Genomic DNA, 26,241 nt, shown 5'->3' on the forward strand with positions numbered 1-26,241 from the left:
ATTGCCCGGATCCCGCTATGCGCTCACTTGCACTCCTTGCCTTGACCCTGATGCTCACCGCTTGCGGCGACGGCGAATCGCCGCTGCCCCCTGACGCCCGCCTGCCGGATGGCGGACGCTATCGTGGGGATCTGGTCAATGGGCTGCTGCAAGGACAGGGTCGCATCGATTACCCGAATGGCAGTTGGTATGCCGGCGAGTTCGACAAAGGCCAATGGCATGGCCAGGGCGAATGGCACGGCAGCAACGGCGAGGTCTATCGCGGGCTGTTCAAGCAAGGGTTGTTCGACGGCCAGGGCAGCTTGAGCACCAACGGCAGCAGCTACACCGGCGGCTTCAAACTGGGCCGACGCGACGGCGAAGGCACCCTCAAAGAAAACGGCATGACCTACCGCGGCGAGTTCAAGGCCGATCAATATTCAGGGCTTGGCCGACTCGAACTCGACGACGGCAGCGCGTATCAGGGCCAGTTCGCCCATGGCAAGCCCAATGGCGAAGGCCAGCGCAGCGACGGCAACGGCAATCAGTTCACCGGGCACTTCGTCGACGGACAGCTGGAAGGCAACGGGACATTCAACAGTGCCGACGGCGACATCTATGTCGGTGGCTTCAAGAACAATCAACTGAACGGCAAGGGCCGCTATGAAAACGCCGACGGCGATGTCTGGCTGGGCCAATTCAAGGACGGTTCGTTGAACGGCAAGGGCGAATTGATCGGCGCCGATGGCAGTCATTACATTGGTCAATTCAGCGACTGGCGCTTTGTCGGCCAGGGCCGCTTGAACCTGCCCGACGGCAGTTTCTACATCGGCCAGTTCGACAACGACAGCTATTCCGGGCGTGGCACCCTGGTACTGACGGACGGCACGGTACAAAGCGGCACCTGGGTCAACGGCCAGCGCGTGCGCGATGCCGAGGGCAAGTTACTCCCCGACCCCCTCGAGCTCGGCCTGCTGGCCCAGGGCCGTTTGCTGGAAGAGGCACTCAACAACGTGCCGGCCTCGACCCCGGCCGTGGAGCTCTACACCTTGACCCTCGGCGGCGATGGCAAGCAGAGCGTCTTCCTGCGCGAATCCGATTACGTCGCCAACATGCTCAGCAGCCGCTTCGGTGCCTTTGGCCAGATCCGCCTCGTGAACCATCGCGACCACCTCGTCGACCGGCCGATGGCCACCCGGGAGAACCTTCGCCGGGCCGCCATGACCCTGGCTGAACGCAGCGGGCCGGAAGACCTGATTTTCATCTACCTGACCAGTCACGGCACCAGCGAAAATGAACTGGTGCTCGACCAGCCACGCATGGAACTGGCCGACCTGCCCCCCGACGAACTGGCCGCGGTCCTGGCCCCGCTGAAAAACCGCGACAAGATCATCGTGATTTCATCCTGCTACTCCGGCGGTTTCATCCCTGCCCTCAAGGACGAACGCACCCTGATCATGACCGCCTCGCGGGCTGATCGCGTGTCCTTCGGCTGTTCGGAAGAAGCCAACTTCACCTACTTCGGCGACGCCCTGTTCGCCCAGGCCCTGAACCAGACCGACGACCTGGAACAGGCCTTCAAACTGGCCAAGGCCACAGTGGCCGAGCGTGAGCTGGCGGACAACTTCGAAGCCTCGGAACCGCAAATATGGGCACCGAGGACCGTCTTGTCCCACTGGCAACTGTTACGCAAGCAGCAGGCTCGAAAGGCATTGCAAAGTGCCGCCATTGAAAGCAAGGATGCAAAGAGCAACTAAGCTGATGAGTATCAAGGGAGAGACACTATGTACTTGACGCCTCAGCACGTGCTGCTTGCCGGAGCCACCGGCCTGACCGGTGAACACTTACTCGATCGCCTGCTCAACGAGCCTACGATTACGCGGGTTCTGGCTCCCTCGCGCCGGCCATTGGCCAAGCACCCACACCTTGAAAACCCGGTCGGCGACCCGTCGTCATTTCTGCCGCAATTGAACGGTCGCGTCGACATCGCCTATTGCTGCCTGGGCACCACCATCAAGCAGGCGGGCTCGGAACAGGCGTTTCGTGCCGTCGATCTGGACATGGTGGTGGCCTTCGCCAAACGTGCGCGGGAGATGGGCGCCCGTCATCTGATCGTGATCAGTGCCTTGGGCGCCGATCCGAAGTCTCCGATTTTCTACAATCGGGTCAAAGGCGAGATGGAGCAGGCTTTGCGCGCGCAGGACTGGCCGCAACTGACCATCTGCCGTCCATCGCTGCTGCTGGGCGAGCGCACCGAACCGCGCCTGGCAGAGAGAGTCGCCGGCCCCTTGTCTCGATTGATTCCCGGCAAATACCACGGCATCGAAGCCTGCCAACTGGCCCGCGCCATGTGGCGGCTCGCACTGGAAGAACAGGATGGGGTGCGGATTGTCGAGTCCGATGAACTGCGCAAGTTAGGCAAATAAACCGACCAGCTTGTGGCGAGGGCGCTTGACCCCTCGCCATAGAAGCCGGTTCTCCTACAGCCCACCGGTTGCCTGAAAACTGACCCCGATCACCGTCAGCAACGACAAGGGCAACAGCAAGGTGTCGAGCAGTGCACTGGCAGGCAGGTCGACGCCAGGATAGCTCGGCGCTTCGGCACCGAAGCGGTCCATCGCGCAGCAACCACCGTTCATCGCATACAAATCCAGCCGGGTCCCTGAATACACCACGGGCGCACCCGGTTTCGCGGCATCCAGCGTGCGCGCGGTGGCGCACCCGGCCAACTGCAAGGCCAGCACAATCGTCAGTAGCTTATTCATCGCTGGTCAGATGGTGTTCGCCCCAACGTGGCAGCATGTCTTGCGGAATGTTGAGCAAGTTGAGAATCCGCGCGACGACGAAGTCGATCAGGTCGTCGATGGTTTGCGGCTGATGATAGAAGCCCGGCGATGCCGGCAGAATCGTCACGCCCATGTTCGACAACTTGAGCATGTGCTCCAGGTGAATGCTCGAATACGGCGCCTCACGGGGCACCAGAATCAGTTGACGGCGCTCCTTGAGCGTCACATCGGCGGCACGTTCGATCAGGTTGTTGCAGGCGCCGGTCGCGATGGCCGACAACGTCCCTGTGGAACATGGCACCACCACCATCGCGGCAGGCGCGCCGGAGCCCGAGGCCACCGGCGACATCCAGTCTTCCTTGCCATACACCCGAATCTGCCCCGCGGCGGCACCTGTGTATTCGGTGAGAAAGGCCTGCATCATCTGCGGTTTGGCCGGCAGCGTGACGTCGGTTTCGGTGGCCATCACCAGCTGCGCGGCCTTGGAAATCAGGAAGTGCACTTCGCGGTCTTCACGCACCAGGCAGTCAAGCAGGCGCAAGCCGTACTGGGCGCCGGAAGCGCCCGTCATCGCCAGTGTGATGCGGTCGGGGCCGTTGTTCATTTGAGCGCCTCGGCGAGTTTGCCGTGCAGGCCACCGAAGCCGCCATTGCTCATGATCACTACGTGAGTACCGGGCTGGGCCTGGCTCTTCACGCGCTCGATGATGCCTTCCAGCGAATCGCTGACGATCGACGGCACCGTGCACAACGCGGCGGTGCCCGCCAGGTCCCAACCCAGGTTGGCCGGGGCGTACCAGATCACCTGGTCGGCATCGACCACGCTTTCCGGCAAACCGTCACGGTGTGCACCGAGCTTCATGGAGTTGGAGCGCGGCTCGATGATGGCGATCAATGGAGCATCGCCAATACGCTTGCGCAAGCCGTCCAGGGTGGTGGCAATGGCGGTCGGATGGTGAGCGAAGTCGTCATAGATAGTGATGCCGCGCACTTCCGCGACTTTTTCCATGCGGCGCTTCACGCTCTTGAACGCGCTCAATGCGGCAATGCCCATGGATGGCACCACTCCGACGTGACGAGCCGCCGCCAGCGTGGCCAGTGCGTTGGCGACGTTGTGCTGGCCGGTCATGTCCCACTCGACCACACCCTGGGAATCGCCTTCGAACATGACTTCGAACTTCGAGCCATCTTCACTGAGCAGCTTGACCTGCCACTGGCCGCCGGCACCCGTGGTTTGCACCGGGGTCCAGCAGCCCATCTCGATAACGCGCTGCAAGGCGGGCTCGGTGGTCGGATGAATAATCAGGCCTTCACTCGGGATGGTCCGCACCAAGTGATGGAATTGCCGCTCGATCGCCGGCAGATCGGGGAAGATGTCCGCGTGATCGAATTCCAGATTGTTCAGAATCGCCGTGCGCGGACGGTAGTGCACGAATTTGGAGCGTTTGTCGAAGAACGCACTGTCGTACTCGTCGGCTTCGATGACGAAGAATGGCGTATCGCCCAGGCGCGCCGACACCGAGAAATTCTGCGGCACGCCGCCGATCAGGAAGCCCGGGCTCATGCCCGCATGCTCCAGCACCCAGGCGAGCATGCTGCTGGTGGTGGTTTTACCGTGGGTACCGGCAACGGCCAGCACCCAGCGGCCTTGCAGCACGTGGTCCGCCAGCCATTGCGGACCGGAGACGTAGGGCAGGCCTTTGTTCAGCACATATTCCACAGCGGGGTTGCCACGCGACATGGCGTTGCCGATCACCACCAGGTCGGGGGCCGGGTCCAGTTGCGCCGGATCATAGCCTTGGGTCAACTCGATGCCCTGAGCCTCGAGCTGAGTGCTCATCGGCGGATAGACGTTGGCATCGGAGCCCGTCACGTGATGGCCCAGCTCTTTGGCCAGAACCGCCATCGAACCCATGAAAGTGCCGCAGATACCAAGAATATGAATGTGCATAGTCGACCTCGTAAAACATGGCCGCAGGTTAGCTTAGGGAGGGGAAATTCGCACCTTGTGTTTCAGCCACCGCTTACGGCCGAACCTGCAGGAGCACCGCTTGCCAGCGATGGAGTGCTCCCACAGATTGTGCTGCCCTCTAGCGGGCGATACCGTGCTTGCGCAGTTTTCTGTAAAGCGTATTGCGGCTGACCCCCAACTGTTCGGCCGTATGGGTCATGTGCCAGCGCGTTTGCTCCAGTGCATTCAACAGCGCCAGGCGCTCGGCATCCTCCAGCGGATGTTCGGCAGGCTCTTCAACGGTCGGCAGTACCGCCGGTCGGGCCTGGCGGATCATTGCCGGCAAATCTTCCAGAACAATGCGTCCGCCCTCACACAACGCTGCCAAGGTCCGCAGAACATTGCGCAATTGCCGCACGTTGCCCGGCCAGGCGAAACCCAGCAAAGCCTGGCGGGCTGGCGCGTCGATCATGACCGATTCTGCGCCCGCCTCTTCGGCCAGCAAAAAATCCAGCAGCTGCAATTTGTCGCTGCGATCGCGCAATGCCGGCAGCGCGACCTCCAGCCCGTTGAGCCGGTAGTACAGGTCCTCACGGAAACTGCCTTCCTGCACCCGCTCCAGCAGATTGCGGTGCGTGGCGCTGATGATCCGCACGTTGACCGCCTCCGGCTCGCCGCCGATCGGCACCACCTGACGATCCTCCAGCACCCTCAACAGGCGCGTCTGCATCGCCAGGGGCATATCGCCGATCTCGTCGAGGAACAACGTGCCGCCATCGGCCTGTTGCAACTTGCCGCGCATGCCTTCCTTGCGCGCCCCGGTGAAGCTGCCGCCGCGGTAGCCGAACAGCTCACTCTCGATCAGGCTTTCCGGGATGGCGGCGCAGTTGAGGGCGACAAACGCCTTTTCCGCCCGTTGACTGGCGCGATGGACGGCTTTGGCGAAAGCTTCTTTGCCCGAGCCGGTTTCACCGTTGATCAGCAATGGCACGTCCCGTTCGTACACCCGCAGGGCCTTGCGGAAGTCCGCCTGCAAACCGGCATCGCCCAGGCAGATGCCCGATAACGGCGCACGCTCCTCCACCACCGGACTGGGCACCAGTGGCATCGGCACGCGGCGCGGCTGCCCACGCAGTACGGCGAACAGCTTGCGCCCGTCGCGGGTGCGCAGCGGCCAACTGGCGCTGGCATTGGCGCTGGCGCGGCCAAGCAACTCATCCAGCGAGCAGTCGAAAAAGGCTTCCACCGGCTTACCCAGCAAACCACCGCGAACAAGTCCCAGCAGATTGAGCGCACTCTGATTCACCGCACAGATCCGCCCTTCTCCGTCGAACGCCAGCAACCCTTCGCTGAACAGCCCGACAGACTCGGCCTGCAAATGAAAACGCAGCAGCCATTGATTGTCGAAGTAACGCAGGAAATAGCAGCTCTCGATCATCTTCGCCGAAAGATTGACCAGGGCCATGGTATGGAACTGGCTCTGACGCGACACCTCATGCCGTGCCGACGAGACGTCGAGCACCGCCAGCAGCTCACCGTGAGGGTCGAACACCGGGCTCGCCGAGCAGGTCAGGCCGGTATGGCGGCCGCGGAAGTGCTCGTCCTGATGGATGGTCAGCGACTGACGCTCCACCAGGCAGGTCCCGATGCCATTGGTGCCTTCGCAGGCCTCGCTCCAGTCCGCGCCGAGCCAGAGCCCGGCGCGCTCGAAAATCTTCCGTTCGGCGGGCGCCGTTACACAGTTCAGGATCACACCGCGCGCATCGGTCAGCAGCACCGCGTGGCCGGCACCGGAAAGCTGTTGATGCAGGCTGGTCATTTCATTGCCGGCGATGTGCAGCACTTGCTGCAGGCGTTCACGGCTTTCGAGGACGCGTCCATGTTCCAGCACGGTCGGCGCCATGTTCAGGGCCGGATCGAGGTGATAGTCCTCAAGGCAGCGCAGCCAGGAGCGGGCGATGGACGGGTCGCTGCCTGGACCGTGCAGATGGGCTTTGCCCTGGGTCACAGTCAGCACTTGCTGGGCATGGCGACTCAAATGGTTGTCGTGCATTTCTTATTTTTCTCCCCGGGGCTCGGCGACCCGTGTTGAGGTGATGCCGAGCATCCTCCAGCCTAGTCTGCATTGCAATGCCGGCAAGACCCGCCAGTCACAGGCTGTTCCACAACCGGTACAAAGTGTCACAGGCACTGTACCGAAAGCGTCACAGACACCGCCCGCCCGTCCGACAAAAATCGCCCAAGGCCTTGATTTGCCTGACCTGCAAGGCACTGGCCCGACCCTTGCTCTACGCTTATAGCAAGCGCACATGCGCGTCTCTCTTATAAATACAAAAGCCAAGGAGAACTATCATGCGTTACGCTCACCCCGGTACTGAAGGCGCTATCGTTTCGTTCAAGAGCAAATACGGTAACTACATCGGCGGCGAGTTCGTCGCGCCTGTCAAAGGTCAGTACTTCACCAATACTTCGCCAGTCAATGGCCAACCGATTGCCGAATTCCCGCGTTCCACCGCCGAAGACATCGACAAGGCCCTGGACGCCGCCCACGCAGCCGCCGATGCCTGGGGCGCCACGTCCGCCCAGGCACGCTCGCTGGTGCTGCTGAAAATTGCCGACCGCATCGAGCAGAACCTCGAACTGCTGGCAATCACCGAGTCCTGGGACAACGGCAAAGCCGTGCGCGAAACCCTCAACGCCGACATTCCGCTGGCCGCCGATCACTTCCGCTACTTCGCCGGCTGCATCCGCGCCCAGGAAGGCAGCGCTGCCGAGATCGACGGCAACACCGTGGCCTATCACATCCATGAACCGCTGGGCGTGGTCGGTCAGATCATCCCGTGGAACTTCCCGATCCTGATGGCCGCCTGGAAACTCGCCCCGGCCCTGGCCGCCGGCAACTGCGTGGTGCTCAAGCCCGCCGAACAAACCCCGCTGGGCATCACCGTGCTGGTCGAACTGATCGGCGACCTGCTGCCACCGGGCGTGCTGAACATTGTGCAAGGTTTCGGTAAAGAAGCCGGCGAAGCCCTGGCCACCAGCAAACGCATCGCCAAAATCGCCTTCACCGGCTCGACCCCGGTCGGCTCGCACATCATGAAATGCGCCGCCGAAAACATCATCCCAAGCACCGTGGAGCTGGGTGGCAAGTCGCCGAACATCTTCTTCGAAGACATCATGCAGGCCGAACCAAGCTTCATCGAAAAGGCCGCCGAAGGCCTGGTCCTGGCGTTCTTCAACCAGGGCGAAGTCTGCACCTGTCCGTCCCGTGCGCTGGTGCAAGAGTCGATCTACGACGAATTCATGCAAGTGGTGATGAAGAAGGTCCTGCAGATCAAACGTGGCGACCCGCTGGACACCGACACCATGGTCGGCGCCCAGGCGTCCGAGCAGCAATTCGACAAAATCCTTTCGTACCTGGAAATCGCCAAGGGCGAAGGCGCTGAACTGCTGACCGGCGGCAAGGTGGAAAAACTCGAGGGCAATCTGGCGACCGGGTATTACATCCAGCCGACCCTGCTCAAGGGCACCAACAAAATGCGCGTGTTCCAGGAAGAAATCTTTGGCCCGGTAGTCAGCATCACTACCTTCAAGGACGAAGCCGAAGCCCTGGCCATCGCCAACGACACCGAGTTCGGCCTGGGCGCCGGCCTCTGGACCCGCGACATCAACCGCGCCTACCGCATGGGCCGCGCCATCAAGGCCGGTCGTGTGTGGACCAACTGCTACCACCTGTACCCGGCGCACGCTGCGTTCGGCGGTTACAAGAAGTCCGGCGTCGGCCGTGAAACCCACAAGATGATGCTTGATCACTATCAGCAGACCAAAAACCTGCTGGTGAGCTACGACATCAATCCGTTGGGCTTCTTCTAAAAACCGGAGGGCGGCACAGGGTTTCTGTGTCGCCCTCCAAACCGTCATCGCCGGCAAGCCCGCTTCCACAGGTTTTTGTGGTGAATCCACCTATCGGGACCTGACACGGAACCCTGTGGGATCGAGCCTGCTCGCGATGGCGCCTCCAATGACACACAACCCAACGCCTGGCCGCTCTGGCACGGCCCTTGCGTGCCCGCATTACACGCAAGCGCCGCTTACGAAAGTCCAAAAGATCAAACAATAAAAAAGACAGCGAGGACTTATGACTTCTACCACACAGCTCAAACCCACACTCGGCACCCTGCATTTATGGGGCATCGCCGTCGGCCTGGTGATTTCCGGCGAATACTTCGGCTGGAGTTACGGCTGGGGCACAGCAGGCACCCTGGGTTTTCTCGTCACCGCGCTGATGGTGGCGACGATGTACACCTGCTTCATCTTCAGCTTCACCGAATTGACCACCGCCATCCCCCATGCGGGCGGGCCGTTTGCCTACAGCCGGCGGGCCTTTGGCGAGAAAGGCGGCCTGATCGCCGGCATTGCCACCCTGATCGAGTTCGTCTTTGCGCCACCGGCGATCGCAATGGCCATCGGCGCCTACCTCAACGTGCAATACCCGGAACTGGACCCGAAGATCGCGGCGGTAGGCGCCTACTTCGTGTTCATGACCCTGAATATCCTCGGCGTCAGCATCGCGGCCACCTTCGAACTGGTGGTCACCGTGCTGGCGGTCGCCGAACTGCTGGTGTTCATGGGCGTCGTTGCGCCAGGCTTCAGTTTCAGTAACTTTGTGCTCAATGGCTGGTCCGGCTCCAGCGAGTTCACGATGGCGGCCGTTCCCGGCATTTTCGCCGCCATTCCCTTTGCGATCTGGTTCTTTCTGGCTATCGAAGGCGCGGCCATGGCGGCCGAAGAAGCCAAGGACCCCAAACGCACGATTCCCAAGGCCTACGTCAGCGGGATTCTGACCCTGGTGTTCCTGGCCATCGGCGTAATGGTCATGGCCGGCGGCGTTGGCGACTGGCGTCAATTGTCGAACATCAACGATCCGCTACCCCAAGCCATGAAGGCCGTGGTGGGCAACAATTCGAGCTGGATGCACATGCTGGTGTGGATCGGCCTGTTCGGCCTGGTGGCGAGCTTCCACGGGATTATCCTGGGCTACTCGCGGCAGTTCTTTGCCCTGGCCCGCGCCGGCTACCTGCCCCGCAGCCTGGCCAAGCTGTCGCGCTTCCAGACGCCGCACCGGGCAATCCTTGCTGGCGGCGTGATCGGCATCGCGGCGATTTACAGCGACGGCCTGGTCAACCTGCAAGGCATGACCCTGACAGCGGCGATGATCACCATGTCGGTATTCGGTGCCATTGTGATGTACATCATCAGTATGCTGAGTCTGTTCAAACTGCGTAAAACCGAGCCAAACCTGGAACGCACCTTCCGTGCTCCGGGTTACCCGATCGTGCCGGGGATCGCGCTGTTTCTCGCCGTGGTGTGCCTGGTGGCGATGGCCTGGTTCAACACCTTGATCGGTCTGATTTTCGTCGGGTTCATGGCCGCCGGTTACCTGTATTTCCAATTGACCGCCAAACAACGCTCCGAAGCACCGGCAGACGCCATGCTCGAAGGCGTCTGAGTTGCACCGGCGCCGGGCTCCTGGCCTGGCGCCTGCATGATTGAAGTGCATGCAAATCCCTTGTGGGAGCAAGCTCTCCCACAGGGACTGTTTGTGTTATCAAGATTTGTACAGAACCAGAGGACACCGCCCCATGGCCGCATTTGCCCATTCCGTCGGCGCTCAGACCTATCGCTTCGAAAACCTCAAGGAAGTGATGGCCAAAGCCAGTCCGGCGCGCTCCGGGGACTTTCTGGCCGGCGTCGCCGCGCTCAATGACGGCGAACGTGTGGCCGCGCAAATGGCTTTGGCCGACATTCCGCTGAGCCATTTCCTACAGGAAGTACTGATTCCCTACGAAGACGATGAAGTCACCCGACTGATCATCGACACCCACGACAAGCACGCCTTCAGCGTGGTCAGCCACCTCACCGTGGGCGGTTTTCGTGACTGGCTGCTCAGTGATGCCGCCGACGAACACGTCCTGCGCACCCTCGCCCCCGGCCTGACCCCGGAAATGGTCGCCGCCGTGTCGAAGATCATGCGCGTGCAGGATCTGGTGCTGGTCGCACAGAAAATCCGCGTCGTCACGCAGTTCCGCGGCACCCTTGGCCTGCGCGGCAGGCTGTCCACCCGCCTGCAACCGAATCACCCCACGGACGAACCGGCCGGTATCGCCGCCAGCATCCTTGACGGTTTGCTGCACGGTAACGGCGATGCAATGATCGGGATCAACCCGGCCACCGACAGCATCGCGTCGATCTGCGCGATGCTGGAAATGCTCGACGCCATCATTCAACGCTACGAAATCCCGACACAGGCCTGCGTTCTGACGCATGTCACTACGTCGATCGAAGCCGTCAATCGCGGAGTCCCGCTGGACCTGGTGTTCCAGTCGATCGCCGGCACCGAGGCGGCCAACGCCAGTTTCGGCATCAATCTGAATGTATTGAAGGAAGGTTACGACGCCGGATTGAGCCTCAATCGCGGCACACTCGGACAAAACCTGATGTATTTCGAAACAGGCCAGGGCAGCGCCCTGTCGGCCAACGCCCATCATGGCGTCGATCAACAGACGTGCGAAACCCGGGCCTACGCCGTGGCACGACATTTCAACCCGTTTCTGGTCAACACCGTCGTAGGATTCATCGGCCCGGAATACCTCTACAACGGTAAGCAGATCATCCGCGCCGGCCTCGAAGACCACTTTTGCGGCAAGCTGCTGGGCGTCCCGATGGGCTGCGACATCTGCTACACCAACCACGCCGAAGCCGACCAGGACGACATGGATACCCTGTTGACCCTGCTGGGCGTGGCCGGCATCAACTTCATCATGGGTATTCCCGGCTCCGACGACATCATGCTCAACTACCAGACCACTTCCTTCCACGACGCGCTGTATGCCCGACAAACCCTGGGCCTGAAGCCCGCGCCGGAGTTCGAACAGTGGCTGGCGAAGATGGGCATTTTCACTCAAGCGGACGGGAAAATTCTCTTCGGCAACAGCCTGCCACCGGCCTTCCGCCAGGCCTTGGCGCAATTGGGATGAGTGTCTCCATGGATAAACCACCTTTCGATCCGCACAACCCCTGGCTGGAACTGCGACGCCTGACACCGGCCCGAATTGCCCTGGGCCGCACCGGCACCAGCATGCCCACCCGTGCACAGCTGGATTTCCAGTACGCCCATGCCCAGGCGCGGGACGCGGTGCATTTGCCGTTTGACCACAAGGCCCTGAGCTCGCAATTGGCTGAACGCGGGCGCGAAAGCATCTTGCTGCACAGTGCGGCGATCGATCGCAACAGCTACCTGCAGCGCCCTGATTTGGGGCGAAAGCTGAGTGATGAGTCCGCACAAATCCTGCGCGATTACGCAGCGGCCCATCCCGGCGGGGTCGATCTGGCGATCGTCGTCGCCGATGGTTTGTCGGCATTGGCCGTTCATAGGCACACACTGCCTTTTCTGGCGCGCCTGGAAGAACAGATGGGCGCTGAAAACTGGTCCCTGGCCCCGGTGATTCTGGTGGAGCAAGGTCGTGTTGCAGTGGCCGACGAGGTCGGTGAACTGCTCGGTGCCAAAATGACAGTGATCCTGATCGGCGAACGCCCCGGCCTCAGCTCGCCAGACAGCCTGGGTTTATATTTCACCTACAATCCCAAGGTCGGCCTGACGGACGCCTACCGCAATTGCATTTCCAATGTGCGTCTCGAAGGGCTGAGTTACGGCATGGCGGCACACCGTTTGCTGTATTTGATGCGCGAGGCCTGCCGGCGACAACTTTCGGGCGTCACCCTGAAGGACGAAGCCCAGGTTCAGACACTGGAAGCGGATGTCGGCGCGGACACAAAGGGTAATTTCCTGCTGAGCCCGCCGGTTACCTGAACCGCTTCTGCATTGCACTTTCGAGCGGATTTCAGGCAGGATCGACGAACGGCTGCCAGTGAGTACCTTTTGCCGTCAGTGCACGTGAAGACAGCCACTTGAAGACGAGACCTACCATGCGGATTATTCAAGCGACCCTCGAACACCTGGACCTGCTGACCCCGTTGTTCGTCAAATATCGCGAGTTTTATGGTTCCCTGCCGTATCCGGACTCGTCCCGGGCGTTCCTCGAAAAACGCCTGCGTCGCAAGGAATCGGTGATTTACCTGGCACTTTCCGATGACGACAACAACAAGCTGATGGGCTTCTGTCAGTTATACCCAAGCTTTTCCTCGCTATCGCTCAAACGCGTGTGGATCCTCAACGACATCTACGTCGCCGAAGACGCCCGCCGCCAACTGGTGGCCGACAACCTGATCCGCACCGCGAAGAAAATGGCCAAGGAAACCAATGCCGTGCGCATGCGCGTTTCCACCAGCAGCAACAACAAAGTTGCGCAGAAAACCTACGAGTCCATCGGATTCAAGGAAGACACCGAGTTCAAGAACTACGTGTTGCCGATCAGCGAAGAGCTTTGATCCGCGTCAAACGTACTGGCGCAGCATGCTCATAATGGCGGGGTGCCATTTGGCACCGCCATCGCGAGCGAGCCTACGCTTGTAACTCATAGCGCGCCCACCGTCGGTCCGAGTGAAATGCCCCGCTACAATCTCGACGCTCTTTTCACTTTTCAGTCCGTATAATCCCGACCTCTCCTACTTGTAAGAAAAACTACCCCTGTTCGTAGTCTTACACGAAGTCATTTGCACAGGCCTGCCGAGTCGGGCCGTCATCACAGGTGCTCACCATGGATTTCAACCCGATCGATATCGTTCTGCATCTCGACGTCTACCTCGACATGCTCGTAACCAACTACGGGGCCTGGATTTACGCCATTCTGTTTATGGTGATTTTCTGTGAAACCGGTCTGGTGGTGATGCCGTTCCTGCCGGGCGACTCGCTGCTGTTTATCGCCGGCGCCGTGGCCGCCGGGGGCGGTATGGATCCGGTATTGCTGGGCGGGCTGCTGATGCTGGCGGCGATACTGGGCGACAGTACCAACTACATCATCGGGCGAACGGCCGGCGAACGTCTGTTCAGCAACCCGAACTCGAAAATCTTCCGCCGCGATTATCTGCAACAAACCCATGACTTCTATGACAAGCATGGTGGCAAAACCGTGACCCTGGCGCGCTTCCTGCCCATCATCCGCACCTTTGCACCGTTCGTCGCCGGCGTCGGCAAGATGCCTTACCCACGCTTCTTCGCCTTCAGCGTCTTCGGCACTGTTTTGTGGGTTGGCGGCCTGGTGACCCTCGGTTACTTCTTCGGCAACGTACCATTCATCAAGAAAAACCTGTCACTGTTGGTGGTCGGCATCATTCTGCTGTCACTGCTGCCGATGATCATCGGCGTGATCCGCAGCCGCTTCGGCAACTCGAACTCCAAAGCCGAAACACGCTGATTCACGATGTGGTCCCTGAGCGCCTGGCGACGCCAGCGCATCCTGGCCAAGCACCCGATTGCCGACGACATGTGGCAACGGGTGCGCCATCAATTGAGTTTTCTGGATGGCATCAGCGCCGCCGAAGACCAGTGGCTGCGTGAAGCCAGTGTGCTGTTCCTGCAAGACAAACACCTGACCGCCCTGCCCGGCGTTGAACTCCATCAGGAGCAACGCCTGCTGCTTGCCGCCCAGGCACAATTGCCACTGCTGCACCTGGGCGACCTGAACTGGTATCAGGGGTTTCATGAAATCATCCTCTACCCGGACGATTTTCTCAGTCCGCAGCGCCATCGCGACGCCAGCGGTGTCGAGCATGAATGGGATGGCGAGCACAGCGGCGAGGCCTGGCAGCAGGGGCCGATCATCCTCGCCTGGCCCGGCGTCATGGCCAGTGGTGGCTGGGAAGGTTACAACCTGGTGATCCACGAGCTGGCACACAAACTCGACATGCTCAACGGTGACGCCAACGGCCTGCCGCCGCTGCACGCGGACATGCGGGTCAGCGACTGGGCCAAGGTCATGCAAGAAGCCTACGACGATCTTGACCGGCAACTGGATCGCAACCCGGACGCCGAGACCGCGATAGACCCCTACGCCGCCGAGAACCCGGCCGAATTTTTCGCGGTGACCAGCGAGTATTTCTTCAGCGCCCCGGATTTGCTGCACGAGGCCTATCCACGGGTCTACGAGCAGCTGCAACTGTTCTATCGCCAGGACCCGCTGAGGAGGCTCAAGCAACTTCTCGCCGAGGACCCGGTCTATCAGGCACATGACTAAGGTCTACGACCTCTGGTACGTGGCGTCGACACAGGAATATGCCTATAATCGCCGCCACTTTTTGGTCAATCCGGCCAAGTGTTTCTGGTCAACTAACGGGGGCAACGCCCAATGAGCTACAGCAAGATTCCGGCTGGCAAAGACCTGCCGAACGACATCTACGTCGCGATCGAGATCCCGGCCAACCACGCGCCGATCAAGTACGAAATCGACAAAGACAGCGATTGCCTGTTCGTTGACCGTTTCATGGCCACCCCAATGTTCTACCCGGCCAACTACGGTTACATCCCGAACACCCTGGCCGACGACGGTGATCCCCTCGACGTGCTGGTCGTGACTCCTTACCCGGTTGCTCCAGGCTCCGTGATCCGCGCTCGTCCGGTTGGCATTCTGAACATGACCGACGACGGCGGCGGCGATGCCAAAGTCATCGCCGTTCCACACGACAAGCTGTCCCAGCTGTACGTCGACGTGAAGGAATACACCGACCTGCCACCCCTGCTGATTCAGCAGATCGAGCACTTCTTCGCGAACTACAAAGATCTCGAAAAAGGCAAATGGGTGAAAATCGAAGGCTGGGACGGCGCAGACGCTGCCCGCGCCGCGATCACCAAGTCGGTTGCCGCCTACAAAGGCTAAGAAGCGGCTGCACGCTTCCACCGACAAGCTTCAAGAAAAGCCCCGGTTGATCCGGGGTTTTTTGTGGGCGCTCGAAACCGATGTTTAAACGAATTGTTTAATTAATTCTGCTTTGGTTTTTTCTTGTTTAATTTTCCCTAAAAACGTCTTACATCCAGCGTTAATTTTCCTCGAAATTTGAACGGTTCGTTTATTCAAAGCCTTATTCCGCGTCTTTAGACTCGTGTTTATGAAAAAGAACACTAGCGGCCCTCGCTTTAAAGCGCTCCTCGAAGAAGCCAAGATCACCACGACGGGATTTGCCGAGTTCCTGGACGCAGTCCCGCAAAAAGTCCACAACTGGTACACCCGTGGCGTGCCCGCCCACTGCATGGAAGAGGTTGCCAGAAAGCTATCGGTAAACAGTGAATGGCTGAAAACGGGCGAAGGCCCGAAAGATGCCAGGCACCTGCGCCTGCTCGACGAGTCCGGCAACACGTTCGACGCTCAATCCATCCGTGGTGTCTATACGGTTATCGAACCTACCGACATCGAACTGCCTTTCTACAAAGAAGCGGCCATTACTCCAGGCTCCCACAAAACCCACGTCGTCAAAGACCCTGAGCAATCCTTCCGGTTGCCTCGCAACTATCTTGATTCCCTGGAAATAAAACATACGGATGCCATCTGCGCCCGCATGATCGGCAACAGCATGGGCGAAAGAATTGAGGACGGCTCCCTGCTCGGCATTGATTGCGGGCTCAAGGACATTGTCGATGGCGAGATCTACGCGATCGAACATGACGGCATGCTGCGAATCAAATACCTGCACCGCATCCCCGGCAATGCAATACGCATGCGCAGCCACAACAGGGTCGAATACCCGGACGAAATTTTCAGAGCCGCGCAGATCGAAGAACAGAACATTCAGGTACTCGGCTGGGTGTTCTGGTGGTCGACGCTGAACAAACGCAGGCCGAAGGTGCCATTTCTGTAGCGCCGCGGCGTTTTCATCGCGGGCTAGTCACGCTCCCACAGGATTACTCGAGATTTGTGGGAGCGGGCTTGCCCGCGAAGGCGTCGGCAGACGCAACACAAGAACCACCCAATAGCTCTATCTCGCACACCGGACTGGGAATTTCCTCAAAAAATCAGTATGCTGCGCCCCACATTTGCGCATCGAACCGCCCTGCGGAGACGATCGCACCGACAAGGCAGATGACTTTCTCGCCGAGTCCCACAGCCGGACGCAAGATCCGGGTGTACGTTTTGAAGGCTGGCGCGGTTTACCAAAAATGAACCAAGCCAGTCCCCGAGAAGCCGGCCACAAGCCGGCTTTTTAATGCCTGTAGGAAAGTGATACGACTGTTTCCCTCACGGATAACTAAACGCCTTCACCAACGTCAATTCCCCCACCGCCCGCATCGGCACCAGAAACGTCTCAATCTTCTCACTCGGCGTGCCTTCCTCGGTAATCACCGTGACCTGCGCGGTGGTCAGTGCTTGAACCGCTTCTTCCTGGCCCTCGTCGTCACTGCGATAGCCACCGCCGAAGTAGTTCACATACACCAGATACTGCCCCTTGACCGGTGCGGGCATGGCGAAGATTTCCGGGCCGTAGCCGGTGGTCACGTCGACATCGAGCGCCGCGCCGTTGGGGGCGACGCGGTCGCCGTACCAGATGTGCGCGCCATCAGGGGTAATCAGGTGCAGGTCGAGGTCGGTGTTGTCGCTGTCCCATGACAGCAATACACGCAATTTGGCCGGGGTGGCGCCGCCGCTGGCGTTGAGAAATTGCGTGCGGTGGCGTTGCTGGCCGTCAGGGCTGCGGACTTCGACGCTGTTGCTGCCACTGGGAAACGAAAACGGGCGATCAAAGCGGCCCGCCGGATCGATTTTCAGCGGCATGCTGACACCGTTCACAATCAGCCGACCGGGCTCTGCCGACTTGGGCGTGGCTTTGATCTGTCCAGTGATGCGCGCGGTGTTGGCCTGGCCTGGCGGGGTGTTCACCGAGGAGGCCGGGTAATTGACGGTCTGGCGGAAGTTTTCCCCCTCGCCTTCGACCGCACCAGTGCGCCAACCGCCTACGGGAGTGTCGAGCTTGACGCTGTCGGCGGCCATGGTCGGCGATAACATGGCCAACGCGCAAAGCAATAGCAAGACCTGTGGATAACGGAGTGTCATGGTCTATTCCAGCAAAAGATGACGGGCGAGCCCTTCGATGTAGTTTTCATCCTGGCCGTTAGGGTGTGCTTCAAAGGCCAGGTGCAGGTATTCGTGAGTCAGGTCGAGACGGTCTTGCAGCGAGAGCACGCCGCGCACGTAGATGCGCTGGCGTTCGCGGTCGACATAGGGGCGGCCGAAGGTCAGGCGGCAGACGGCGAAGGTGCTGACTTCGTTGTAGCCGGTTTCGCTTTCCAGGCGTGGACGCCAGCCGCGACGCTGCTTTTGCAGCCAGTCTTGCGCGGCGGGCAGCGCTTCGCAGGAAGCGACGGGATTGTCCCAACGGCTGAGGCTGGCGCGCGGGTAAGCGTGCAGCAGGATGGCGTCGTAGCGTTGACCGGCGTTGGCTTGTTCGACGGCTTGCTGCCAGGACAGTTTGTCCGGGCCGGGTTGATCGGAATGGTAGGTCACTGTGCTGCCGGCCAGTACCAGATCACTGGTCCAGGCGGCGATGCTGCGCGCTTCGGCGCTGGCCGGACGCGGTGCGACCCGTTGGCGCTGACTGCTGTCGTCGATGCTCAGACAGTCACCGTTGCGCGTGGCGTTTTGCAGCAGGTAAGTGCGAATGGCCACGGCCAGGGCTTTGGCTGCTTCGGCGGGTTCGGCGGTGGCTTCACGTTGCAGCACACGAGCGACGTATTCTTCGCGGTCCAGGCGCGCCACCAGTTGGTCTTTCATTAAAAACAGTTCGCCATCGCTGTGGATATCGAGCTGATTGCCGCTGGCGAATTCGACGCGGTAGTCGCCCTGTAAAGGTCCGGACGCTGCAACGCGGCCTCCCGACAGTACCCGCGTCAACGGATAACGAGAGAACAGGCTGACCTCGACGCACTTTCCGGTCTCGGCCGGCCAGGATGCCGGGAGCACCGTGGCCAACGCAGGACCATACTCACGCAAGACCCGCTGACTGGTCCCGCGCCCACCGGCCCAGATCGGCGTACCGTCCGCCGTCCAACCGGCGAATCCACCCTGGCGCGACGCCGGATCCCGATCCCCCCGCCAGCTCCAGGTTTTTACCCGCAACCGGCTGCCGAGTTCGCCGACCACATTGCCGCCTGCGGCATTGAGCACCACATCGAGCAATACCCGACGCGCCTGATCCTGGGCCGGCAGTAGCGCCAGGGAGCGCAACAACTCGGCCACAGGAACCCGAGTGTCAGGCTGCAGTGAAGTCAGGTTCAGCAACCACGACGGCGCCTGTCGCGTTTGCCAATAGGCTCGCCAATCGGCGCTGGAAATGCCCAGACGCGTCGGCTCGAAATACAACCCGCAGGACTTGACCAACGCCTGATCACGTTCGATCTCGCCGCCCGCCGTGCAGCAATAGACTTCCTCCTTCGACTGACCACGACATTCATAAGCCGGTTCGCGTGCGCCGGTGTCCACCAGCCAGCTGTAGACAAACAACTTCCACACACTGCCCAGCGGGGTCTGCAAGGTATCGGGCAACGGCTCGCGCGCCAGCAACTGAGTCCGGCTCAAGGACAGCAAATCACCCTTGAACGCCAGATGCAGCGGTTCGTCCTGCGCCGTGGCCAGCGCAGGGATCAAACACAACAGCCAGCAGACCAGAAGCCGTGGCATGTCAGTGGACCGTGACCTGACCGAGCGCCGGTTTCTGCTCTTGAGCCTGATGCTCTGGCGCATACACCTGAGTGAAGCGCGTCGGCGGCAGGTTGAATTGGCCTTTCTGCGAGAAACGCACCAGATGACGCAGGCGCAGCTCACCGCTCAGCGCATCCACCGGCACGGCATAGGCCAATTGCCCCGGCTCGAAACGGGCCTTTTCCAGTGCCGTGGGTTCGGTGCCGGCCTTGCCCATCAACTTGATGCCCCAGGTAGTGCGCTCAACATCGGCGCCCGGTGGCAACGGCACTTCGAGCATGCCGTAGCGCAGCGGTTTGGCGGCTTTGCTGGTGAGGATCACTTCGTCCAGGTACAGGCTGTCGCTGGACAACGGCGCGTTGCCGACCGCCTCCAGTTTGAAGGTGAATGCTTCTTCCCCCGGCACCAGCCGAGACAGGCGACGGGTGATGGTCACGGCCATCGGATCGACGGTGGGTTGCTGGCTTCGGAAGCTCAACGCAGCCCGCAATGGACGCTCCTGGGTGCCGCTTAACGACAGCACCGTCGGCACGGGCGTAGCGCCTTGCCAGGTCCAATACACCTCGCCGGTATCACCGTATTTTTTCTTCCAGCCTTCACCCGGTGCCAGGGCAATGGCAGGTGAAGCCTGTTCGATGCTGCGCTGCAGCCAGGTCAGCGCCAACGCCCGTTCCAGGGTCGATTGCTGGGGCAGCAAGCGCTGCAGCAACGCTTGCGCGTGGGCCTGATCGAAGGCTTGCAGCGACAGATTCAGGGCTTCTGCAAACGGCTGGGAACTGACGGCCAGACGTTGCTGTGCATCCGCCAGCTGCCGGTTGAAAGCGTCGGGCAGCGTGACCTTCGATTGCTTGGCCAACGACGCCGTCAGCGCCCGGGCGGCGGCCAGACCCAACGCCGAATCCGGATCACTCATGACGATGCCGTCTTCGCCATCGTCCATCAGGTTCGCGGCATTGCCCTCGCCCGCTTTCGCCAGGTCATCCATCAGTCCGCTGAGCAAGGTGTTCACCGGCAATTGCATCTGTTTGGCGAACGACAGAATCAGCGCGCGCTGTAACAGCGGCGTGTTTTTCGCCTGCTTCGAATAGACCTCCAACACCCGCTGCCAGTGCTCTGGCGGCAGGCTTAGCTCCAGCACTTTGCTGGCGTGCCAGTCGGCGTAATAGGCGTAGGCGGTCAGGAACGCGTCCGGCTCGCCGTCCATGCCCCACCAGGTGAAACTCGCTGACGGCCCGGCCATTTGCACCAGCCGCAAGCGGCTGTTCTGCATGATCAGGCGCAAGCGGTCGCGGACCTGCGGGTTCGACGCCAAGGTCGGATAGGCCATGCTCAGTGGCAACAAACGACTGGCGGTTTGTTCGACGCCGCCATAGGGGTAGCTCAGCAGATCATCCAGTGCCGAACGGAACAGCGCTTGCGGGCTGTCATCCAGCCGTAGGCGAATATCCGTGGCGTCGGCCGGCAGTGTCAGCGGCGTATCGCCGACGCTCACGTCCAGGCTTTGGCTCTGCGTGACCTGCCATCCTTCACCGGTGGCGGTCAGCCGCACGGCCAAGGCATCAGCGGTTTTGCCGTCCTGCACCAGCTCGGCGGTCCACTCGCCACTGGCCAGGGAGAACTCAGGCAACGCGATGTAGTTGATGCCGTTACTCAGCGTCACGGGCACGCGCTGCTCGTTGCCCGCGTAATGAGTCACCAGCTCGGCCTTGACCGGGTTTTCTGCCTGGCTGAAGGCGAACACGCCGAGATCCGGCTTATCGCCCGTGCGGAATGTGCTCGGCCCGCTCCATTTCAGGTACAGCGGTTTCTCCGAACGCACGAACTGTTTTTTCTGCCCGACCAGACCGTCATCGGCGATGGCCCGGGCGGTGATGCGCCAGCGGGTCAGCGAATCCGGCATCTTAAAGGTGAAGCGGGTTTTGCCACTGGCATCGGTCACCAGCTCCGGCTGCCACGTAGCGGTGTCGACGTCTTCGCGGCGCGGCCGTTCCAGCACCTTCACGCCACGTTCGCTGCGGTTGGCCTTGCCCGGTGCACCAGGGCTGCCCGGCAACGCCACGTCGTAGCTGATGAACGACAGGCTGGCGCTGGTACGCACGTTATTGCGCCGTGGATGGTAGAAGAACTGGTCGATGGTCGGCGCGACTTCCGGCTGCAACGCGTAGACCATTTCGTCGACCACGCTGACCGTCAGGTGCGCCGGGATCGGCTTGCCGGCGAACTGGGTGGTCAGGTCCACCGACACGGTATCGCCGGGTTGATAGGTGTCTTTATCAGTGGCGATGGCCACGTCTATCTGCGGCGCAATCACCTTGATGCCGGCGTTCTGGAAACTGTACTGACCACCCTTGGTGTACAGCACCGAGAAGGTCAGGTTCGGTGCGAAGCTGTCCTTCACCGGAATGCGCGCGCGGTATTGGGTGTCGCTGAGTTTTTCCATCTTCAGCCAGTCACCGCCCCTGGACATCAACGCGGTGGCCTCGACCTTGTCACGTTCGAGCGACAGCAGTGCATCACTGATCGGCTCGGGGAAAGTCATCAACGCCAGGGCTTCGTCGCCAGCCTTGTACTCGGGTTTGTCGAGGACGATTTCAACGGTGCCCGGCACCGCTTTGACGCCGTCGCCGGTGACCGAATGACCGGTGGCGCCAAGGGTTCGGCCGTGGTCATCCCTGAGTGTCAGGTTGTAGGTACCAGGGCGCTCGAACGCCAGGGTGAAAGCCTTGTCGGTGGCCGTCAGTTTGCCTTCGCCGGTGCTCTGGTCCTCCAGACGCACCCAACCATAACTGCTCGGCGTGACCGACTGGCTCTGCTCGCTTTCATTGGCGTAGCTGAATACCACCTTGTCGCCCACCGCGCTGAAACGCTGCGGCGCGCTCAAGCGGAAATTCGCAGCGCCGCGATCAATGAGGATTTCCTTGGTGGTCTTGACCCGATACGCCGCGCCATCGCTGGCGAACACGGTGAGCATGTAGCGACTCGGTTTCTCCGCAGCCGGCAGTTCGAGGGTGGCGTTGCCCTTGGCGTCGGTGGTCAGTTCGGTGCTGGTCAGCTCCACCGGGAATTGACCGAGGTATTGCAGCTCGTTGTCGACCATCGACAGCTGCTGAGCACGCAAGCTCAGGCTCAATTTGGCATTGGCTACCGGTTTGCCGTCCGGATACAGCAACACGAGACTGCCCTTGACCGCTTCGCCGGTGCGGTAGTCCTGCTTGGCCAGGTTCAGTGAAATCTCGAAGTGCGGCTTGATGTACTCGGCGACCCGGAAGGCGCTGCTGTAGGCTTGATCCTTGTAACTGAAACGCAGCTCATAACCACCGGCCACGGCATTGTCGGGCAACTGGAAACGAGCCTGGGTACCGGCCTTGGAGTCCAGTTTCAAGTCCAGGGTTTGCAGGGCCGTACCGGTGGCATCGAGCACGGTCATGTTGATGTCGGCGGCGCCTGGCGGCACCGAATCCCGGGCGTTCTTGAACTCGCGACCGACGATTTTCAGCGACACCCAATCCCCCGGCCGGTACAGCGGCCGGTCGGTGAAGGCATAAAGTTTGGTGTCGTAGATTTCGCTGTCGTAGTAGAAGTTTTCCGAGACGAATACGCCGCCCTCTTCGTCTTCGCCTATCGCGAACGAGCGCTCGGGGCTGACGTGTTTCAGCCGCAGCAGACCCTCGGCATCGGTGGCGCCGCTGCTCATCACGCCGAGGCCGTCGGTCCACAACACATTGACCTTGGGCACCGCACTGCCTTCGTGCTTGCGCGCCGCCCACACCAGCAATTCATCGCCGGCAATCTTGCTCACGGCCACGGTGTTGGAAACGAAGACCATGGTGGTTGCCCGGTACTTGCCGATCAGCGCTTCCACCAGATACAGGCCCGGTTTCAGGTTGCCCAACGGGATATAGACGTTGCCCGGCGCGACGCTGACGAACTCGCTGGAGGAACCGGCAAGGTTCACCCCTTCCGGTGGCTGGATCGGCTTGGCCTGCCACAGCGGATAGCGGAACTGACTGACCACCGGCAGGCCCGGAATCAATGCGAATTGCGGCTGCGCGTCGTAAGGCGTTGGCGCGGCCATGGCGTTGCCCATCTTCAGTTCCGGCACGTGCTCGGTGACTTGTTTACGCGACTCGTAGGAAAACGCCCGCTGCATCACCCGGCGAGACTTGCGGTACCAGTTGTCCCACAGGTACGCGAGGGTATTGGACAGGCCCTCGCCCTTGAACTGGCCGTCGCTGACCACCCGGTGCAGGTTCTTCTGGCGCTTGAGGAAATCCAGCGGCTTGTCGATGCGATACACGCGAATGTCGGCGCCGCCGTAGGGCTCCATGCGGAACCGGCGATAGTCGCGGCCTGGTGCTTCGAGACGCACCATCGCCTGTTCGTCGCTGGCGAAACTGCTGTCGGCCAGCAAAAAGAAACTCTCCCCGGCCACCGGCGTATAGCCACTCGGTTCAACGGTGTCTTCGGCATTCACCACTGAAAAAGGCAGTGCCATTAGCAACAGCAGAGGCAGAAAACGCAACATGCGGGCACCGATCATTGGGAGAGAAAATTCAGTCGATAAACGCCGATGAAGTTGGGGTTGGCTGCATCGGGTATCCATCGGGTGTCCTTCCATGTCATGAGTTGTTGCAGGCTTGCGGAGCGCATGCCGTTGTCAGTGGGTGTGGTGGTGCCAGTGTGATAGGCGATGTAGCGACCCATCCAGATCATCAGGTGCTGGTCGTCGCCCTGATCGAAAAACATCAGGTCGCCGGGACGCGCCTGGGCTACATCACGGCCGACCAGATGGCTGTTGAACTGAATCAGCTTGATCGCGTTGACGTACGGCCCGACCTTGCCGCCGCCCTGCTGCCATTGCCGGGCGAGACCGCGCTGGGCATCACTCAATGGCAGCTCTGGCGGCAGGTAGCGATTGGACAGGCCATTGCTGCGCAGCCATTTGTCGTCATGGACTTTCAGCGCTTCGTTGGCGGCGAAACGCACCAGCCCGGCGCAGTCCTGTTGATACCAGCGCGGGCTCGGGCCCTGGCTCAGTTGCTCCTGGGCGATGCGCACGAACCAGGCGCGGAACACTTGGGATTGCTGCGGGTCGAGCGCCGGGGTTTCGACAGCCCGGGCAGCCGCGCTCAGCAGCAGCGCGAGCAGGCCGAGGCTTCGGATCAATCCAGTCACAGGGCTTTCCATTCCAGTGGCAGCCATTGCCAGTGGCCGTCGGGTTCGCTGCCTTCAGGCAAGGTCAGTGCGTACTTGCCATAACCGCCGAGCTTGCGCAGTTTCGGGATGAGGTAGGTTTGCGCGGCGTTATAGAACACCGGCTCCATGTCTTGGGGCAGGCTGTCGAGGGTTTCCTGTTGCATCAGCTGGGCCATGGACTCCGGGCCGAAGTAGATCGGCATCAGCAGGTCCTTCGGCACCACGTCGGCCATCGGCGGAAAGCGCTTGTCGAGGGTGCCGAGCGCCTTGTCCACCAGTTTGTCGTCGAGGGAGAACAGCAGCGTCGAACCGTGACGCGCCAGGCTGACGCGCATGAAAGCCTTGCCGGTGATCGCGTTCGGGGCTTCGGCGTCTTTGGCCGCGTACGGACCGAAGTTTGAGCTGACCTGGCGCTGCCACTGATGGGTCGGGCCCTCCTGTTTTTCGACCACCGGGAACGCGTGATCTTCGACCTTGCCTTCGTAGGCGCCAACCATCGAGCCGAACAGTTTGCCCAGATCACCATCGAGTCTGGCGCTGTCCTTATCGTTCAGGCCGGCCACCAGCAGCGGCGTGTACAGCCGCGAATCGGCGTACCAGCACAGGCCCGCGGCTCCGGCCATGTGTTCGGTCAAGGCCTGCGCCACCTTCTCGTCGGCGCCGAGTTTTACCAGCAGCGGTTTCTGTTGTTCGGCCGCAAGCGGCAAGGCCACGCAGGCGCTGGCACCCATGGGCATGGCTTGCCAGATCGGTTTGAAATCGAAGCCCGGCTGATCGTCCAGTTCATCCATGGCGAGGAAGCTGTGCCAGCCCTTGTCGTCCATGTCGAACCGCAGCCCGGCGAAGTTCGGAATGAAACGCTGATACCCCATCGCCAGCACACTGGCGTTGACCGACAGGCGTTGCTTCACTTCAGGCGCGCGCGGCGGCAGGCCGAATGCTTCGGGGAACAGTTTGTCGCCGTTGAGCAGCGCGGCGATGGCGGCTATCGAGACACTGCCCGGCTCCTCGGCCTGGCCACTTTGCGGGTCGTAGAGTTTCGATGGATTGGACAGCACCACCAGTTTGTCGCCATGGGAGGCAAACACCAGCGCCTTGCTGGCGTTGTAGGTGAGCTGATAGAGCGCGACATCGTCGCTGCCAACCTTCACATCGGCAATTTTGCTCAGCTGTGAATCATCCAGCGCCACCTTGGCCAGTGGTTCCAGCACCTTGGCCAGTCCGCCGCGATCCATCACCAGCAGGAAATCCTTGAGCCGACCATCCGCCCCGCGCCACAGCGCCACGTCGGCGGGTTGATCGAAGAGCTGTTCGATCAGGCTGTCCTGCAACTTCAGGTCATGCTCGTAAATGATCCGCCGCAGACTGCCGATCAGCCCGAGGCGATCGGCGTGGGTTTCGTAATAGAAGACGAAATCTTCGGTGAGGGTTTCCTTGAGGAAGGGCACCGCCAGCAGATCCTTGGGCAATTGGCTCAAGGAGTGGGTTTCCAACAGGCCATCCGGCCGGCTCATGCCCAGCTTGTCGCTGGCCAATACGGGCGCAGGCACCTTGGGTTTGTGCAGGAACCACCCCACCCCGCCCGCCACAACGGCGGCCAGGCCCAACCCAAGCAATAGCGCCGGCCAGCGCCGGGAAGGTTTGGCGGCCGATGCATCGGCGGCTGGGGACACGATGTTTTCACTCAT

The 26,241-nt window shown here is 61.0% G+C and carries 20 protein-coding genes; 11 read left to right on the forward strand and 9 right to left on the reverse strand.

All coding sequences use genetic code 11. From position 1 onward, the window contains the following. Nucleotides 1-17: 17 nt before the first annotated feature. Both ACGJAX_RS02765 and ACGJAX_RS02770 read left to right on the forward strand, forming a co-directional pair. Nucleotides 18-1,736, forward strand: a complete 1,719-nt coding sequence (locus tag ACGJAX_RS02765) for a C13 family peptidase (RefSeq protein WP_390957361.1) — start codon at nucleotides 18-20, stop codon at nucleotides 1,734-1,736. Between the two features lie 27 nt (nucleotides 1,737-1,763). After that, nucleotides 1,764-2,405 (forward strand): oxidoreductase, encoded by a 642-nt coding sequence (locus ACGJAX_RS02770; RefSeq protein ID WP_090325507.1) that lies wholly within the window; start codon nucleotides 1,764-1,766, stop codon nucleotides 2,403-2,405. Between the two features lie 54 nt (nucleotides 2,406-2,459). Here the strand turns inward: ACGJAX_RS02770 and ACGJAX_RS02775 are convergent, their stop codons facing one another. The 4 genes from ACGJAX_RS02775 to ACGJAX_RS02790 all read right to left on the reverse strand — a co-directional run bounded on the left by ACGJAX_RS02775 (nucleotide 2,460) and on the right by ACGJAX_RS02790 (nucleotide 6,768). Next, entirely contained in the window at nucleotides 2,460-2,744 is a 285-nt protein-coding gene (locus tag ACGJAX_RS02775; RefSeq protein WP_090325509.1) for a YceK/YidQ family lipoprotein, read from the reverse strand. Continuing rightward, nucleotides 2,737-3,369 carry a flavin prenyltransferase UbiX gene (ubiX, locus tag ACGJAX_RS02780; RefSeq protein ID WP_095057270.1) on the reverse strand — a complete coding sequence of 211 codons (633 nt, stop codon included), beginning with the start codon at nucleotides 3,367-3,369 and terminating at the stop codon, nucleotides 2,737-2,739. Before ubiX ends, ACGJAX_RS02775 begins: the two co-directional genes overlap by 8 nt. Continuing rightward, on the reverse strand, nucleotides 3,366-4,715 hold the full coding sequence (gene mpl / locus ACGJAX_RS02785; RefSeq protein WP_390957362.1) for a UDP-N-acetylmuramate:L-alanyl-gamma-D-glutamyl-meso-diaminopimelate ligase: 1,350 nt from the start codon (nucleotides 4,713-4,715) through the stop codon (nucleotides 3,366-3,368). Before mpl ends, ubiX begins: the two co-directional genes overlap by 4 nt. Nucleotides 4,716-4,854: 139 nt before the next feature. Next, nucleotides 4,855-6,768 (reverse strand): sigma 54-interacting transcriptional regulator, encoded by a 1,914-nt coding sequence (locus ACGJAX_RS02790; RefSeq protein WP_390957363.1) that lies wholly within the window; start codon nucleotides 6,766-6,768, stop codon nucleotides 4,855-4,857. A 299-nt stretch (nucleotides 6,769-7,067) separates the two neighbouring features. Between ACGJAX_RS02790 and ACGJAX_RS02795 the strand changes: the two genes are divergently transcribed. The 9 genes from ACGJAX_RS02795 to ACGJAX_RS02835 all read left to right on the forward strand — a co-directional run bounded on the left by ACGJAX_RS02795 (nucleotide 7,068) and on the right by ACGJAX_RS02835 (nucleotide 16,523). Further along, nucleotides 7,068-8,588: an aldehyde dehydrogenase family protein gene (locus ACGJAX_RS02795; protein WP_390957364.1), complete on the forward strand. Its 1,521-nt coding sequence runs from the start codon at nucleotides 7,068-7,070 to the stop codon at nucleotides 8,586-8,588. A 265-nt stretch (nucleotides 8,589-8,853) separates the two neighbouring features. Next, nucleotides 8,854-10,224: an ethanolamine permease gene (gene eat / locus ACGJAX_RS02800; RefSeq protein ID WP_247254599.1), complete on the forward strand. Its 1,371-nt coding sequence runs from the start codon at nucleotides 8,854-8,856 to the stop codon at nucleotides 10,222-10,224. 133 nt (nucleotides 10,225-10,357) lie between these two features. After that, on the forward strand, nucleotides 10,358-11,752 hold the full coding sequence (locus ACGJAX_RS02805) for an ethanolamine ammonia-lyase subunit EutB (RefSeq protein ID WP_390957365.1): 1,395 nt from the start codon (nucleotides 10,358-10,360) through the stop codon (nucleotides 11,750-11,752). 8 nt (nucleotides 11,753-11,760) lie between these two features. Then, nucleotides 11,761-12,585 carry an ethanolamine ammonia-lyase subunit EutC gene (gene eutC / locus ACGJAX_RS02810; protein ID WP_390957366.1) on the forward strand — a complete coding sequence of 275 codons (825 nt, stop codon included), beginning with the start codon at nucleotides 11,761-11,763 and terminating at the stop codon, nucleotides 12,583-12,585. A 116-nt stretch (nucleotides 12,586-12,701) separates the two neighbouring features. Then, nucleotides 12,702-13,163 carry an N-acetyltransferase gene (locus ACGJAX_RS02815; protein WP_390957367.1) on the forward strand — a complete coding sequence of 154 codons (462 nt, stop codon included), beginning with the start codon at nucleotides 12,702-12,704 and terminating at the stop codon, nucleotides 13,161-13,163. Between the two features lie 269 nt (nucleotides 13,164-13,432). Further along, nucleotides 13,433-14,089 (forward strand): DedA family protein, encoded by a 657-nt coding sequence (locus tag ACGJAX_RS02820; RefSeq protein ID WP_090325526.1) that lies wholly within the window; start codon nucleotides 13,433-13,435, stop codon nucleotides 14,087-14,089. 6 nt (nucleotides 14,090-14,095) lie between these two features. Beyond that, a complete protein-coding gene (locus ACGJAX_RS02825; RefSeq protein ID WP_090325528.1) occupies nucleotides 14,096-14,908 on the forward strand; it encodes a zinc-dependent peptidase in 813 nt (270 codons plus the stop codon). 111 nt (nucleotides 14,909-15,019) lie between these two features. Then, complete coding sequence (ppa, locus tag ACGJAX_RS02830) at nucleotides 15,020-15,547, forward strand: inorganic diphosphatase (protein WP_003228599.1); 528 nt, start codon at nucleotides 15,020-15,022, stop codon at nucleotides 15,545-15,547. Between the two features lie 229 nt (nucleotides 15,548-15,776). Further along, nucleotides 15,777-16,523: a S24 family peptidase gene (locus tag ACGJAX_RS02835; RefSeq protein WP_390959798.1), complete on the forward strand. Its 747-nt coding sequence runs from the start codon at nucleotides 15,777-15,779 to the stop codon at nucleotides 16,521-16,523. 377 nt (nucleotides 16,524-16,900) lie between these two features. Here the strand turns inward: ACGJAX_RS02835 and ACGJAX_RS02840 are convergent, their stop codons facing one another. Genes ACGJAX_RS02840 through ACGJAX_RS02860 form a run of 5 tightly spaced genes read right to left on the reverse strand, consistent with a single transcriptional unit; the run spans nucleotide 16,901 to nucleotide 26,241 of the window. After that, nucleotides 16,901-17,713, reverse strand: a complete 813-nt coding sequence (locus ACGJAX_RS02840; protein WP_390957368.1) for a DUF2135 domain-containing protein — start codon at nucleotides 17,711-17,713, stop codon at nucleotides 16,901-16,903. Nucleotides 17,714-17,716: 3 nt separating this feature from the next. Then, complete coding sequence (locus ACGJAX_RS02845; protein ID WP_390957369.1) at nucleotides 17,717-19,336, reverse strand: DUF2300 domain-containing protein; 1,620 nt, start codon at nucleotides 19,334-19,336, stop codon at nucleotides 17,717-17,719. Nucleotide 19,337: 1 nt separating this feature from the next. Continuing rightward, nucleotides 19,338-23,897 (reverse strand): MG2 domain-containing protein, encoded by a 4,560-nt coding sequence (locus tag ACGJAX_RS02850; protein ID WP_390957370.1) that lies wholly within the window; start codon nucleotides 23,895-23,897, stop codon nucleotides 19,338-19,340. Further along, nucleotides 23,894-24,544 carry a DUF1175 domain-containing protein gene (locus tag ACGJAX_RS02855; RefSeq protein ID WP_090325533.1) on the reverse strand — a complete coding sequence of 217 codons (651 nt, stop codon included), beginning with the start codon at nucleotides 24,542-24,544 and terminating at the stop codon, nucleotides 23,894-23,896. Before ACGJAX_RS02855 ends, ACGJAX_RS02850 begins: the two co-directional genes overlap by 4 nt. Then, complete coding sequence (locus ACGJAX_RS02860; RefSeq protein ID WP_390957371.1) at nucleotides 24,529-26,241, reverse strand: DUF2138 family protein; 1,713 nt, start codon at nucleotides 26,239-26,241, stop codon at nucleotides 24,529-24,531. The genes ACGJAX_RS02855 and ACGJAX_RS02860 overlap by 16 nt, the downstream gene beginning before the upstream one ends.

This window comes from Pseudomonas moorei (genome assembly GCF_042846945.1).
GTDB lineage: Bacteria > Pseudomonadota > Gammaproteobacteria > Pseudomonadales > Pseudomonadaceae > Aquipseudomonas > Aquipseudomonas moorei.